This is a genomic window from Aliihoeflea aestuarii, assembly GCF_024105665.1.
In the GTDB taxonomy this organism is placed as follows: domain Bacteria; phylum Pseudomonadota; class Alphaproteobacteria; order Rhizobiales; family Rhizobiaceae; genus Aliihoeflea; species Aliihoeflea aestuarii.
Map to the genome: position 1 here is coordinate 1 of NZ_JAAAMK010000002.1, position 14393 is coordinate 14393.

General features: G+C 61.7%; 10 protein-coding genes, 3 tRNA genes and 1 pseudogene. 13 read left to right on the forward strand and 1 reads right to left on the reverse strand.

Going from position 1 to position 14393, the window contains the following annotated elements:
• Positions 1–183: pseudogene (locus tag GTW25_RS04195) on the forward strand (transposase); the annotation flags it as partial.
• 44 nt (positions 184–227) lie between these two features.
• Here GTW25_RS04195 and GTW25_RS04200 read toward each other — a convergent pair.
• Positions 228–302: transfer RNA gene (locus GTW25_RS04200), tRNA-Asn, on the reverse strand.
• Positions 303–486: 184 nt separating this feature from the next.
• Between GTW25_RS04200 and GTW25_RS04205 the strand changes: the two genes are divergently transcribed.
• From GTW25_RS04205 to GTW25_RS04260, 12 genes are all read left to right on the forward strand, one after another.
• Positions 487–783, forward strand: coding sequence for a hypothetical protein (locus GTW25_RS04205; protein ID WP_372493051.1), 297 nt, complete (start codon positions 487–489; stop codon positions 781–783).
• A gap of 96 nt (positions 784–879) precedes the next feature.
• Positions 880–953, forward strand: a tRNA-Cys gene (locus GTW25_RS04210).
• Between the two features lie 80 nt (positions 954–1033).
• The gene (locus GTW25_RS04215) at positions 1034–1708 is read left to right on the forward strand and encodes a protein-L-isoaspartate O-methyltransferase family protein (RefSeq protein WP_252910718.1); all 675 of its coding nucleotides are present in this window, start codon (positions 1034–1036) and stop codon (positions 1706–1708) included.
• A 162-nt stretch (positions 1709–1870) separates the two neighbouring features.
• Complete coding sequence (locus GTW25_RS04220) at positions 1871–3250, forward strand: TolC family outer membrane protein (protein ID WP_252910720.1); 1380 nt, start codon at positions 1871–1873, stop codon at positions 3248–3250.
• A 143-nt stretch (positions 3251–3393) separates the two neighbouring features.
• Positions 3394–4035 (forward strand): PopZ family protein, encoded by a 642-nt coding sequence (locus tag GTW25_RS04225; protein ID WP_252910721.1) that lies wholly within the window; start codon positions 3394–3396, stop codon positions 4033–4035.
• Between the two features lie 107 nt (positions 4036–4142).
• The gene (locus GTW25_RS04230; RefSeq protein ID WP_252910723.1) at positions 4143–7037 is read left to right on the forward strand and encodes a valine--tRNA ligase; all 2895 of its coding nucleotides are present in this window, start codon (positions 4143–4145) and stop codon (positions 7035–7037) included.
• A 296-nt stretch (positions 7038–7333) separates the two neighbouring features.
• A complete protein-coding gene (locus GTW25_RS04235) occupies positions 7334–8467 on the forward strand; it encodes an OmpP1/FadL family transporter (protein ID WP_252910725.1) in 1134 nt (377 codons plus the stop codon).
• Between the two features lie 258 nt (positions 8468–8725).
• Entirely contained in the window at positions 8726–9694 is a 969-nt protein-coding gene (locus tag GTW25_RS04240) for a TerC family protein (RefSeq protein WP_252910726.1), read from the forward strand.
• Between the two features lie 230 nt (positions 9695–9924).
• On the forward strand, positions 9925–11649 hold the full coding sequence (gene ilvD / locus GTW25_RS04245; RefSeq protein WP_252910728.1) for a dihydroxy-acid dehydratase: 1725 nt from the start codon (positions 9925–9927) through the stop codon (positions 11647–11649).
• Positions 11636–12445, forward strand: a complete 810-nt coding sequence (locus GTW25_RS04250; protein WP_252910730.1) for a tetratricopeptide repeat protein — start codon at positions 11636–11638, stop codon at positions 12443–12445. The genes ilvD and GTW25_RS04250 overlap by 14 nt, the downstream gene beginning before the upstream one ends.
• A 147-nt stretch (positions 12446–12592) precedes the next feature.
• The gene (tuf, locus tag GTW25_RS04255; RefSeq protein WP_252910731.1) at positions 12593–13768 is read left to right on the forward strand and encodes an elongation factor Tu; all 1176 of its coding nucleotides are present in this window, start codon (positions 12593–12595) and stop codon (positions 13766–13768) included.
• A 336-nt stretch (positions 13769–14104) separates the two neighbouring features.
• Positions 14105–14180: transfer RNA gene (locus GTW25_RS04260), tRNA-Trp, on the forward strand.
• The last annotated feature ends 213 nt before the right edge of the window (positions 14181–14393 follow it).

Consider the following 14393-nt stretch of genomic DNA (forward strand, 5'->3'; position numbering starts at 1 on the left):
CACAGAAAGAAGATCAACGTCTCAACCGTGCTCGCCGGTCAAAGGCTCGGAATCAAGGAAGTTGACGACGGCATTTGGCTCGTCAGCTTCATGCACTATGATCTGGGATATATCGACCTGGAACAGAAGACCTTGCAGACCATCGACAACCCGTTCGGCACGAGGTTGTCACCCATGTCTTAGGTACATTCTGTTACCCATGTCTCCGGGTCGTACATCAAGGCGGATGGCTCCCCGGGCCGGATTCGAACCAGCGACCAACCGGTTAACAGCCGGTTGCTCTACCACTGAGCTACCGGGGAACGATGCTCGTGCGAACGAGCGTGGCTATAGCAAACAGTTTTCGTGTTTGCAAAGCACATCGCGAGCGAATTTCCATGAAAAGGGAATGGAAATGGCCGCTGGCGGCGTTACGATGCGGAACTTTGTGAGTGCAAATCAAGGGTTAGCCCCGAAACGGCCTCAATCGATCCTAGATGAGGGGCCATGGAAGGCGTCACGCCCAAGGATGCATTTATGGACGAGCCCGATTTCAGGCGGCGCATCACCCTGTTCGGAAAAGCGATTCCCCTGCCGCAGTCGCGCTTGCTGCGCATTTCGGTCGGTATATTGCTCATTGTCGGCGGGTTGCTGGGCTTTCTGCCGATCCTCGGCTTCTGGATGTTGCCGCTCGGCGTGCTCGTCCTGTCCTACGAATTCGCGATGATCCGTCGCTGGCGCCGGCGGGGCACCGTGTGGTGGGGCAGCCGCAACGGTCGCCGTGATCGGCGCCGGGACATTTGATCCCTATCGCCTTACGGCAGCGGCAAAGCGCAACTGCGCTGTTGACAGGCGAGCCCGGCCCAACCTAATGAGCGGGCAGGGCACGACGCCCTGGATGGCCTCGTGGCGGAGTGGTTACGCAGAGGACTGCAAATCCTTGCACCCCGGTTCGATTCCGGGCGAGGCCTCCACCGCGCGTCTTGCTGACATCACAGCGTGTCGGGCAGGCGATGTTGCGACCGACGCGGCAGGAACAGCGCGGGCAGGGCACATGACTTTCGATTATGCGGCGCAGCGATTGAAGATGGTCGATGGCCAGTTGCGCACGACCGACGTGACAAACGTTCCCATTCTCGACGCGATGATCGCCGTGCCGCGCGAAGACTTCGTTCCGGCCAATCGCAAGCCGCTTGCCTATATCGATGAGGATATCGAGATCGCCCCCGCACGCGATGGTACGCCGGCGCGGTATCTCATGGAGCCATCCCCCTTCGGCAAGCTTCTTCAACTCGCCGAAATTCGCAAGGACGACGTCGTTCTCGATGTCGGCTCGGGCACAGGGTATTCGGCAGCGGTCCTGTCGAAGCTTGCAAGCTCGGTCATCGCGCTGGAAAGCGACGCGGATCTTGCCGCCGCCGCCGCGCAAACGCTTGGCCGGCTCGGTGCCAACAACGTTGCGGTCGTGGAAGGGCCGCTGGAGGCCGGATATAAAAGCGAGGCACCGTTCGACGTGATCGTCGTCGAAGGCGCTGTCGAGGAGATGCCGGAACAGTTGTTCGAGCAATTGAAAGAGGGCGGCCGTCTGGTCGCGGTCGTCGGCCAGGGCAATACGGGCAAGGCGATGCTCTTCCTCAAGGAAAACGGTATGGTCGCCGCACGGCGCGGCTTTAACTGCGCCATCAAGCCATTGGCGGCGTTTCACCTTCCTCCGACGTTCCATTTTTGATCGGCGCCCTGTTACCTATCTGCAACCTACGGCACATTAATTTCGGCTATGGTCACGCGTCTGTGGCTTGTGAGGCCGTTCGAATCGGATATCGCTGTCGCAGTTTCGCGCGCTGAGGCACTCGTTTCGGATGGTCGCGGATTTCAAAAGGGTGGTCACTGCGTGTTCCCATATCGTCTTTCTCTTCTCTCCGCTGCGATTGCGTCGTCGGTCGTCTTTGTTTCTGCCCCGGTTCATGCCGAGACGATTCTGGGGGCGCTGGCCAAGGCATATGAGAACAATGCGAGCCTGAATTCAGCCCGAGCGGGCGTTCGCGTCACCAATGAGACGGTGCCGATTGCGAAGTCGGGATGGCGGCCGACGATCGGGGCAGCCGGGGCTCTGAGCCATGAGCGAAGGCCCGGTGGAGAACTGCAGGCCGGGCAATTCGGCGTTTCGATCCAGCAATCGCTGTTCGACGGTTTTCAAACGTCCAACAACGTCAACGCGGCCGAGGCGCGTGTCCGCGCTTCGCGGCAAAGCCTGACGAACACCGAACAGGACATCCTTTTCAATGCGGCCGCCGCCTATATGGATGTGATCCGCGACCGGCAGATCGCGGTTTTCCGCGAACGCAATCTCGATTTTCTCGGAGAGCAGGTGCGGGCGGCCAATTCGCGCTTCGAAGTGGGTGAGGGCACGCGAACCGATGTCGCCCAGGCTGACGCGAGCCGGGCATCCGCCATCGCTTTGCTGGCCGCCGCACGCGCCCAGGCGCAGGTCAGCGCAGCGAACTATCGCCAACTCGTCGGTGAGGATCCGAACTCGCTTTCGGCGGCAAGACCGCTTGCCAATCTCCTGCCGGGCGGCATCGACGCGGCCTACACCATCGCTGCGTCGCAGCATCCGGCCATCCTTGCCACGCAGCATCTGGTCGATGCCGCGGACTTCGTCGTCAAGGCGGCGGAAGGCGCTCTTTTGCCGACCGTTACGGCCGAGGCCGGTGTGAGCGCTTCCTACACGGACAGCAATTTGCCCGGAGTCGCCGGCATCGTTCCGGGGTACTCGGACACGACGGCCGCAAGTGTCGGCATCAACCTGACGGTTCCGATCTATCAGGGAGGTCGGGCGTCCGGCCAGGTTCGTCTGTCGAAGGAAGAGCTCGGCCAGGCACGCATTGAGGTCGATGTCACGCGCGATCTGGTCCGTCAGGCGGTAACCTCTGCCTGGACGCAATATGTCGCCGCGATCGAAGCCACGACGGCGAACCGCCAGCTCGTTTCCGCCGCGCAGCTTGCGCTGAACGGCGTGACGGAAGAGCGCAATGTCGGGCAGCGCACTACGCTGGACGTGCTCAACGCGCAGGCCGACGTGATCGCGGCGCAGATCAATCAGGCCAGCGCCGAGCGCGATGTCGTCGTTGCAAGCTACGCGATCCTGTCGGCGACGGGACGTCTGACGGCGAGCAATCTCGGACTGGGCGTCACGCTCCACCGTCCGGAAGAGCACTACGACGCCGTGAAGAACAAATGGCACGGCACCCGCACGCCCGACGGTCGGTAAATCTTTAAGAATCAAAGCTGTGTAAAGCGAGACGCCGAAGCCCCGGGGGATTCTATCTGCCGGGGCTTCCCGCTAATCTGTTGGTGATTCGCCGCCCTGGTTCAGGGCGGTGTCGGTTCAGCCGAAAGGCACGGGGCACACCAATGGCACAAGCGTCTTCCGCACAGCGTGAACCCTCAATGGAGGAAATCCTCGCATCGATCCGCCGGATCATCGAGGACAGCGATACGGGCAAGAAGCCGGCACCGTTCGAGCGCCATGGGGACATAGAAGCCGACGAAGCGGACGCGCCGATTCTGGAGCCTGCCAATTCGGACGTCGTTTCCTTCCGTCGACCGGCTTCGGCTGACGAGTTGGAAAGCCGTTCGGCTGACGATCCTGTCCCGGATTTGGACGCGCAGGATTTGCATGCCGCTCTGTCGGACGACGATCATTTCGCATTGCCGGACGATTTCGCCGCCGATTTCGAGGAATTGCAGGCCGTACTGGATCAGGGACTGGACGATCTGCGGGATGCCCCGTCCTTTGACCCTCCGGCGGCTGGTTCGCAAGAGGCTGCCCAGAATACGCCGATCGTTTCGGAAGCCACGGGTCGGCAGGTCGCCGCCGCTTTCGGCGAACTTTCCGATGCTTTTGCTGCAAACCGGCGCAAGAGCTTTGATGAAATGGCCGAGGAAATGCTGCGGCCGATGCTGCAGGACTGGCTGGACGACAATCTTCCCACGCTGGTTGAGCGCCTTGTGCGTGAGGAAATCGAGCGCGTCGCCCGAGGCGGATCGCGATAAGAGGCTTTCTTTCGGGTTGGCGCCGAGAACCCGTCGCACAGTTGACTTGGCAAGGCCCTTCCGGTTTACCGTCCGCACGCAACGCCTGAATGAGCGGACAAATCCCCATGCTTGAAAAGACCTACGACGCCAAAGCCGTCGAGCCGAAGATCGCCAGAAGCTGGGAGGATGAGGATGCGTTCCGGGCAGGCGCCGGTTCGAAGCCCGGAGCGGACGCCTTCACCATCGTCATTCCGCCGCCGAACGTAACCGGCTCGCTCCATATGGGGCATGCGCTCAACAACACGTTGCAGGACATTCTCGTCCGTTTCGAGCGGATGCGCGGCAAGAACGTGCTGTGGCAGCCGGGCATGGATCATGCCGGCATCGCTACGCAAATGGTGGTCGAGCGCCAGCTTGCCGAGAGCGGACTTTCACGCCGAGACATGGATCGCGAGGATTTCATCAACCGCGTCTGGTCGTGGAAGGAGCAGTCCGGCGGCTCGATCATCCACCAACTGAAGCGCCTTGGCGCATCCTGCGACTGGTCGCGCGAACGTTTCACCATGGATGAGGGGCTGTCGAAGGCCGTCATCGAAGTGTTTGTCACGCTCTACAATGAAGGCCTGATCTATCGGGGTAAGCGGCTCGTCAACTGGGACCCGAAATTCGAAACGGCGATCTCCGATCTGGAAGTGGAGAACCGCGACGTCGACGGCCATATGTGGCATTTCAAGTATCCGCTGGCCGGCGGCGAGACCTACGAATATGTCGAGAAGGACGCCGACGGGAATGTCACGTTGCGCGAGACGCGCGATTACATTTCCATCGCCACGACGCGGCCCGAGACGATGCTGGGCGACGGTGCGGTGGCGGTTCATCCGTCGGACGAACGCTACGCGTCGATCGTCGGCAAATTGTGCGAGATTCCGGTCGGACCGAAGGAACACCGGCGCCTGATCCCGATCATCACCGACGAGTATCCGGACCCGCAATTCGGCTCCGGTGCGGTGAAGATCACGGGCGCGCACGATTTCAACGACTATCAGGTCGCCAAACGCAATCACATCCCGCTCTACCGGCTCATGAACCTGTCGGCCGCGATGCGCTCCGATGGAGAGGATTATGCCACCTGCGCCGCGCAGGCCGCGCAGATCGTGAAATCCGGGAAACTGCCCGATGAAGCGACGGTGGACGAGATCAACCTCGTGCCGGACGAATATCGCGGGCTTGATCGCTACGAGGCGCGCGAGCGTATCGTTGCGCAGATCAACGCTGAAGGTCTGGCGGTGATGACGACGGATGCGGATGGCAATGCCGTTCCGCTGGTCGATAACAAGAAGATCACGCAGCCTTTCGGCGACCGTTCTGGCGTCGTCATCGAGCCGATGCTGACCGATCAGTGGTTCGCGGACGCCGCGACGCTCGCCAAGCCGGCGATTGCATCGGTGCGCGAGGGGCGCACCAATTTCGTGCCGAAGAACTGGGAAAAGACCTATTTCGAGTGGATGGAGAATATCCAGCCCTGGACGATCTCGCGCCAGCTCTGGTGGGGCCACCAGATTCCCGCCTGGTATGGGCCGGACGGCACCATCTTCGTGGAAAAGGACGAGGAACTGGCGCTCGAGGCGGCTGTCCAGCACTACATCGCTCACGAGGGGCCATGGAAGGCATGGGTCGAGGAGAAGCTGGAGAATTACCAGCCAGGCGACATCCTCAGCCGCGACGAGGACGTGCTCGACACATGGTTCTCCTCGGCGCTCTGGCCGTTCTCGACGCTCGGCTGGCCCGACAAGACGCCGGAGCTCAAGACCTACTACCAGACAGACGTTCTGGTGACCGGCTTCGACATCATTTTCTTCTGGGTTGCCAGGATGATGATGATGGGACTTCACTTCATGAAGGAAGAGCCGTTCCACACCGTCTACGTTCACGCGCTCGTCCGCGACAAGAACGGCGCGAAGATGTCGAAGTCAAAAGGCAACGTCATCGATCCGCTCGATCTGATCGATGAATATGGCGCGGACGCGCTGCGTTTCACGCTGGCGATCATGGCCGCGCAGGGGCGTGACGTGAAGCTCGATCCGGCGCGCGTCGCCGGCTACCGCAACTTCGGCACCAAGCTTTGGAACGCCACGCGGTTCGCCGAAATGAACGGTGCCATGCTCGATCCGGATTTTGCGCCGGAAGATGCGAAGCTGACCGTCAACCGCTGGATACTGACCGAGCTTACCCGCGCCACGGACGCCGTGACGGAGGGGATCACCTCGTACCGCTTCAACGAGGCTTCGGCTTCTGCCTATCGCTTCGTGTGGAATCAGGTCTGCGACTGGTATCTGGAACTCCTGAAGCCTGTCTTCATGGGCGAGGACGAGGCAGCCAAGGCCGAAAGCCAGAAGGTCGCGGCTTACGTCCTGTCGCAGACCTACAAGCTGCTGCATCCCTTCATGCCCTACATGACGGAAGAGCTGTGGGCGCATACGGCAACGCGCGAGACGCTGCTCTGCCATGCCGACTGGCCGACGCCCGATTTCGACGATGCGGACGCCGCGGCCGAGATCAACTGGCTGATCGACATCGTGTCCGGCATCCGCTCTGTACGTTCGGAAATGAACGTGCCCCCTGCCGCGATCGCGCCTCTCGTTGTCGTCGGCGGCAACGCGGTTACGCGCGAGCGTCTTGGCCGTCATGAGCCGGCGATCCGGCGTCTGGCGCGCGTCGGCGATATCGGCTTTGCGGCTGAAGCGCCGAAGGGCGCGGCGCAGATCGTCATCGGCGAGGCGACGGTATGCCTTCCGCTTGGCGACCTGATCGACCTGCAAGCCGAGGCGGCACGGCTGGCGAAGGAAATCGCCAAGCTCGACGGGGAGACGCAGCGCATCGAAAAGAAGCTTTCCAACGACAAGTTCGTCGCCAACGCGCCGGACGAAATCGTTACTGCCGAACGCGAGAAACTTGCCGAGTTCCAGGATGCGCGCGCCAAACTGAAAGTGGCTCTCGCCCGCGTGCGCGAGGCCGGCTGAACCAGCGATTCGCGCGCCACCCACAGTCTTGCGGGTGGCGCGCAGGTCTTTGCCTGAATGGTTCCCTTCATCGAGCGCATTTTCGGGCAATGTGGCATAGAAGTGACGCTCGGCGGAACTCCTTGTTTTTACTTGGCTCTAAATCGAAGCGGCTAACAACGTAGGCGCGCTTTGTCGTCATCGCATTGAATCGGATGCGTCTTTCCGCGTCGATTGACGCTTACGTCTTCTTCCCCTTTGCCGCCGGCTCATGCATTGTTCGTCGGGAATATTTTTCGGGGAGGGTTACCCAGATCATGACAGGTTTCATCAAGATTCTGCTGGCAGGCACCATGCTGGCAACGTCGCTCACCGCTGCACAGGCCGGCGGCTTTTCGCGCGGCAACGCGGACACTGACATCCTTTACGAGCCCGGCAATTTCACGATGCGCTCGGGCCTGACGATCGTGAACCCGCAGCGTCGCTTCACGCGCCACAACGACCCGGCGCTGGTCGGCAAGCGGTATACGGAAAGCTACGTTGTTCCATCGCTGGCAATGAAGTTTCAGCCATTCGACGCGCTGGGTTGCGCTGGCACTTACGCGCAGCCTTACGGCGCGGACGTGAATTATGAAGGGCGCACGACGCCTGGTAAGCTTACCGAGCAGTTCGATGTCGAAGAATTCGCGCTGACCTGTGCGGTTCGTTTCGATGCAGGTCCTGGGCAGCTTTATCTGCTTGGCGGTGTCTTCCATGAAAAGTTCGATTACTCGCGCACGCAGATCGTGCCGACGGCGCTGCTTATTCCCGGTGCGCCAGGGGTCCTTAATGCGGGCCTGACACTCGAAGGTACCGATCAAGGCTATCGCGTCGGTATCGGCTACGATGTTCCGGAGATCGCGCTGCGCGGCCAATTGCTGTATCGCTCGGCGACGTCCTACGGGGCGGACGGCACGTTCACCGTGCAGACGCCGTTCGGGCCGCAGGCCGCACCCGCGCTCGGCTTCGGCAATCTGCCGCAAAGCGTCGAACTGAAGCTCCAGAGCGGCATCGCGCCGGGCTGGCTGGCCTTTGGTTCGGTAAAGTGGACGGATTGGAGCGTGCAGGAAGCCCTGATCGTTCAAACCCCGCTGGCGACCACTGCCGACATCTACAACTGGCGCGACGGCTGGACCGTGACGGGCGGCGTCGGTCATGCGTTCAACGAACAGGTGAGCGGCCTTGCGAGCATTACGTATGATCGCGGCGTTGCAACGGGATGGGACCTCATCGGAGATAGCTGGACGTTGAGCCTTGGCGCTTCGCTGCGCGACACGTTCGGCGGCGAACTGCGTGCCGGTCTCGGCGTCAGCTATCTGGCTTCGGTCGATGCACCGCTGCACCCCGAGAACCAGGCTGTCGGCAGCGACTGGGCGACGGGCGTTTCGCTGGGTTATCGTATCAACTGGTAGCTCACGCAGCTTCGGCTGGTTACTGGAAATATGGAACGGGCGCGGATATCCGCGTCCGTTTTTCATGGAAGATGCCGCAAGTTTGGCCCGGCGTAACGGATTGTGTGCGTTTCGCCGTCTCACCATCTTGCAATCGCACGCGCGCAGGCGCATTTTGTCGCAGTCACACGGGCCGGGCCCCTCTGGCAGGCGAGGCGTCGCCTGCGATGTCGGACCGATCGACGCTGCGCAGACGCCGCGCTACCACACATCAAAACCATGTTTGACCATGACTGGCTCTGGCCCGGGTTCCTGGCGTTCGTCGCCTTGATCCTTTTCTTCGACCTGTTCGTTCTTCATCGCAAGGACCGGGTAATCACCACCCGCGAAGCGCTTCTTACGGTGGGCGGCTATGTTTCGCTGGCGATGTTCTTCGCGGCGTCGATCTTCTATTTCGAGGGCCGCCAGCGTGGCTCCGAGTTCCTGACCGGCTATCTGGTCGAGCAGGCGCTTTCCCTCGACAACATCTTCGTCATCGCCCTGATCTTCGCCTATTTCAAGGTTCCGGCGGAAGCGCAGTACCGGGTGTTGTTCTACGGCATCGTGGGCGCGATCGTCATGCGCCTGTCGCTGATCGTGCCTGGCGTGCATCTCGTCGACCAGTTCTGGTGGATCGGCGCGATACTGGGCGTCGTCCTGCTCGTCTCCGGCTACAAGATGATGATGTCGGACGGCGACATGGCCGACCCGGGCAACAGCCGCGTCGTCAAGTGGTTGCGATCCACTGGGCGCGTTACCGATAATTACGAGGGCTCGAAATTCCTCGTCCGGCGCAACGGCCTTCTCTACATGACGCCGCTATTTCTCGTGCTCGTCACGGTCGAGGTGACCGATCTCGTCTTCGCAGTGGATTCGATCCCCGCCGTGCTGGCGATCTCGAACGATCCGTTCATCGTCTTCTCGTCGAACGTGTTCGCGATCCTCGGCCTTCGCGCGCTGTTCTTCGTTCTGTCGGGCATGATGCGCGAGTTCCGCTTCCTGAAGCACGGCTTGTCGCTGGTGCTGATCTTCGTCGGCGCCAAGATGATCATCCAGCACTGGTACAAGCTGCCGTCCGAACTGTCGCTCGGCGTCGTCGCAGTGCTTATCCTCGGCTCGGTTCTGCTGTCGGTGCTGATCAAGGAGAAAGAGGACGAAGAGACCCCCGAGCATTTGGCGGCCAAGGAGCGGGCGCAGCACGGCGAGTAGCGACAAACGTCGCTAATGAATCGTTATCGAGTGAAATCGCGCCCTTCCGGGCGCGATTTGTGTTTTTGGCGCAACACTCTTTCAACTCCATCGCGCTATAGAAGTGGGTGATGGGGCTGCGCCTATTTCCGGCCATAAACCGGGCGCAGGTCGAATGCCTCAGTTCTGTCCAGTCGGGTTTCGGCTCGGCGGACGGAATTCAAAGCGGCCGCCCGGCTGCCAGGATGAAGATGGACGTCAAAGCGATTTCCAAGGCGAACCTGCCCAGCCGCCACGTCACCGTGGGTCCGGCGCGCGCGCCGCATCGCTCCTATCTTTATGCAATGGGCCTGTCGGCCGGCGAGATCGCCCAGCCGCTCGTCGGCGTCGCCTCCTGTTGGAACGAGGCCGCTCCCTGCAACATTTCGCTGATGCGGCAGGCGCAGGTGGTCAAGAAGGGCGTGGCCTCCGCCAACGGAACACCCCGTGAATTCTGCACCATCACCGTCACTGACGGCATCGCGATGGGCCATCAGGGCATGAAGGCGTCGCTCGTCTCGCGTGACGTGATCGCCGACAGTGTCGAACTGACCATGCGCGGCCATTGCTATGACGCGCTGGTGGGGCTGGCCGGCTGCGACAAGTCCCTGCCGGGAATGATGATGGCGATGGTGCGGCTCAACGTGCCGTCGATCTTCATTTACGGCGGTTCGATCCTGCCGGGCACATGGCACGGGCGGCAGATCACGGTTCAGGATGTGTTCGAGGCTGTCGGCCAGCATTCGGTCGGCGCGATTTCGGACGAGGATTTGCTCGAGGTCGAGCAGGCGGCATGTCCATCGGCGGGTTCCTGCGGCGCGCAATTCACGGCCAACACGATGGCGACCGTCGCCGAGGCGATCGGTCTGGCGCTGCCCTATTCCTGCGGCGCGCCGGCACCGTACGAAATGCGCGATCGTTTCAATTACGCCTCCGGCGAAAAGATCATGGAACTGATCGCAAAGAACATCCGTCCACGCGATATCGTCACGCTCAAGGCTCTGGAGAACGCCGCCGCCGTCGTTTCGGCGACGGGCGGTTCCACGAACGGCGCGCTGCATCTGCCCGCCATCGCGCATGAGGCGGGCATCGCGTTCGACCTGTTCGACGTCGCGCGCATCTTCGAGAAGACGCCTTATATCGCCGATCTGAAGCCGGGCGGAAAATATGTCGCCAAGGACATGTTCGAGGCAGGTGGAATTCCGCTTCTGATGAAGACCATGCTGGAGCACGGCTACCTCCATGGCGACTGCATGACGGTGACCGGCCGTACTGTTGCCGAAAACATGGAGCATGTGTCCTGGAACGACGAGCAGGACGTCGTGCGCCCGGCGAACCGTCCGATCACGGTCACCGGCGGCGTCGTCGGCCTCAAGGGCAATCTGGCGCCTGAAGGAGCGATCGTGAAGGTGGCTGGCATGACCGATCTCAAATTCACCGGGCCTGCGCGATGCTTCGATTCGGAAGAAGAGTGCTTCGCGGCGGTGAATGATCGCGTCTATCGCGAGGGCGAGGTGCTGGTCATCCGCTACGAAGGGCCGAAAGGCGGGCCGGGCATGCGCGAGATGTTGTCGACCACGGCCGCGCTCTACGGTCAGGGCATGGGCGACAAGGTCGCGCTCATCACGGATGGTCGCTTTTCCGGCGCGACGCGCGGTTTCTGTATCGGCCATGTCGGGCCGGAGGCGGCCTTGGGAGGCCCGATCGGCCTGCTGCGCGACGGCGACGTGATCACCATCGACGCCACCGCGGGCACGCTCTCGGTCGACCTGTCCGATGACGAACTCGAAGAGCGCCGCAAGGCGTGGAAACCGCGCACGACCGACTATCAGTCGGGCGCGATCTGGAAATATGCCCAGACCGTGGGACCGGCGCTGAACGGCGCGGTCACGCATCCCGGCGGGGCCAAGGAAACGCATTGCTATGCGGATATCTGATTTCGTCAGGGCAGGGCTGGTCGTTTTCTCCGTCGCGGGCAGCATGCTCGCTTGCGTGTCGTTCGCCCATGCGCTGGACGAACAGGTGGCGCAGGCCGACAGCGGTGAGAAACGCAGCCCTTGGGCGGTCTTCCGCTTCGGGTTTTCCGCCTATAAGGCCGGCGACAAGGACGAAGCCGTCGAGGCATATCGCTACGCCGCCGAGAACGGCCAGATCGGCGCGCGCTGGAAACTGGCGACCATGTATGCGCAGGGCGACGGGGTTACGCAGAACGATTACGAAGCGTTCCGTTTCTATCAGGAAATCGTACAGCAGGAAGTCGAGCCCGGCGGCCCGGACGACTCTTATGTCGCCGATGCGCTGGTCGCGCTCGCCGGCTATCTGCGGCGCGGCATCCCCGGCTCGCCGGTTGCCGCCAATCCGATGGCCGCGCAGGAATATTACATGCGCGCGGCGGCGAGCTATCGTCATCCCGACGCGCAATACGAGATCGGCCGCATGTTCCTGGGCGGTGAAGGCTTCAAGGCCAATGTTCAGCAGGCTGCGCGCTGGCTCCAGCTTGCGGCCGAGAAGGGACATGCCGGCGCCGAAGCGACGCTTGGCGACCTTTTGTTCCGCAGCGGCAGGGTTGTGCGTGGTCTGGCGATGATGACGGCCGCGCTTCATCGCGCGTCGCCCGCCGATCAGGCATGGATTCGCAACATGCAGGAAGAAGCCTTTGCGCTGGCCCCCGAGGCCGACAGGCGCACGGCCATCGCGCTCGCCGAAGATATTCTGGCGCAAGGCAGCAACTGATCCTATGTGAACGCAATCCGATGGGGCGCGGCCGTCCGCCGCTGCGATCGCCGGGCAACAAAACTCTTGTGTTTTTGCCCCGCACTCGCTAATCGCCCCGCATCTTTTAACCGAACCGCATACAAGGCGCCCAAGGGAAGACTGACTATGGCGAAGGGTAAATTTGAGCGTAACAAGCCGCATGTGAACATTGGCACGATTGGCCATGTTGACCATGGCAAGACGTCGCTGACGGCTGCGATCACGAAGTACTTCGGTGAGTTCCGCGCGTATGACCAGATCGACGCGGCGCCGGAAGAGAAGGCACGCGGCATCACGATCTCGACGGCGCATGTGGAATACGAGACGGAAAACCGTCACTACGCGCATGTCGACTGCCCCGGCCACGCCGACTATGTGAAGAACATGATCACCGGTGCGGCGCAGATGGACGGCGCGATCCTGGTGTGTTCGGCCGCTGACGGCCCGATGCCGCAGACCCGCGAGCACATCCTGCTCGCCCGCCAGGTTGGCGTTCCGGCTGTGGTGGTGTTCCTGAACAAGGTCGACCAGGTCGACGACGAGGAACTGCTCGAACTGGTCGAACTGGAAGTGCGCGAGCTTCTGTCGATGTACGACTTCCCGGGCGACGACATTCCGATCGTCAAGGGTTCGGCGCTGGCGGCTCTGGAAGATTCCAACAACGCGATCGGCGAAGACGCGATCCGCAAGCTGATGGCCGAGGTCGACGCCTACATCCCGACGCCGGAGCGTCCGATCGACCAGCCGTTCCTGATGCCGATCGAGGACGTGTTCTCGATCTCGGGCCGTGGCACGGTGGTGACCGGCCGCGTCGAGCGCGGCATCGTCAAGGTCGGCGAGGAAGTCGAGATCGTCGGCATCCGCGACACCAAGAAGACGACGGTGACGGGCGTCGAGATGTTCCGCAAGCTGCTCGACCAGGGCCAGGCGGGCGACAATATCGGTGCGCTGATCCGCGGTGTGGACCGTGAAGGCGTCGAGCGCGGTCAGGTTCTGTGCAAGCCGGGTTCGGTGAAGCCGCACAAGAAGTTCGTGGCCGAAGCCTACATCCTGACGAAGGAAGAGGGTGGCCGTCACACGCCGTTCTTCACGAACTACCGTCCGCAGTTCTACTTCCGCACGACGGACGTGACGGGCATCGTGACGCTGCCGGAAGGCACGGAAATGGTGATGCCGGGCGACAACATCACGGTCGACGTGGAACTGATCGTTCCGATCGCGATGGAAGAAAAGCTGCGCTTCGCCATCCGCGAAGGCGGCCGCACCGTCGGCGCCGGCATCGTCGCAAGCATCACGGAATAATTGCTTCAAGCGACTCAGCAGACAAGACGGGCGGCCTTCGGGTCGCCCGTTATTTTTTGAAAAGCTTCGCTTTACCCTTAGCCCTCATCCTCGGCCTTGTGTGCCGAGGATTTGCAAACATGGCGCGCAATCGACAACACGGCAGATTCCCGGGACAAGCCCGAGCATGACGAGAGGCGGTGTTCGTTCTTTCGGCAGCTTGGCGGCACCCGTTTTCGTTTTGGCTTTGGGGTCGGATGACGTTGCGTTGCCCGAATCGCCCTGCGGAAAATGCGCTTCGAAAGGCATCCGGCGCTTGAAATGCGCCGGCACTTGTGGGAGAAGCCACCCACCTGAAGGGGTATAGCTCAGTTGGTAGAGCGGCGGTCTCCAAAACCGCAGGTCGCGGGTTCAAGCCCTGCTGCCCCTGCCAGTTTCCTCATACATTCTGTAACAAAGCGCTTGCATCGTCTGGCAATCGCCTCTATTTACGCCCGACGAACACGCGGTGCGTGGAGCCGGAAAACGGCTTTACGCGCCTGAATTGCATGGACGAAGCACTTTCATCGATTCGTTTCGCGGTTCCGAGATTTGGCTGACGCACGGGGGCGGCGGCTGGATCGTTCGATATAATGGGACGGTGCCG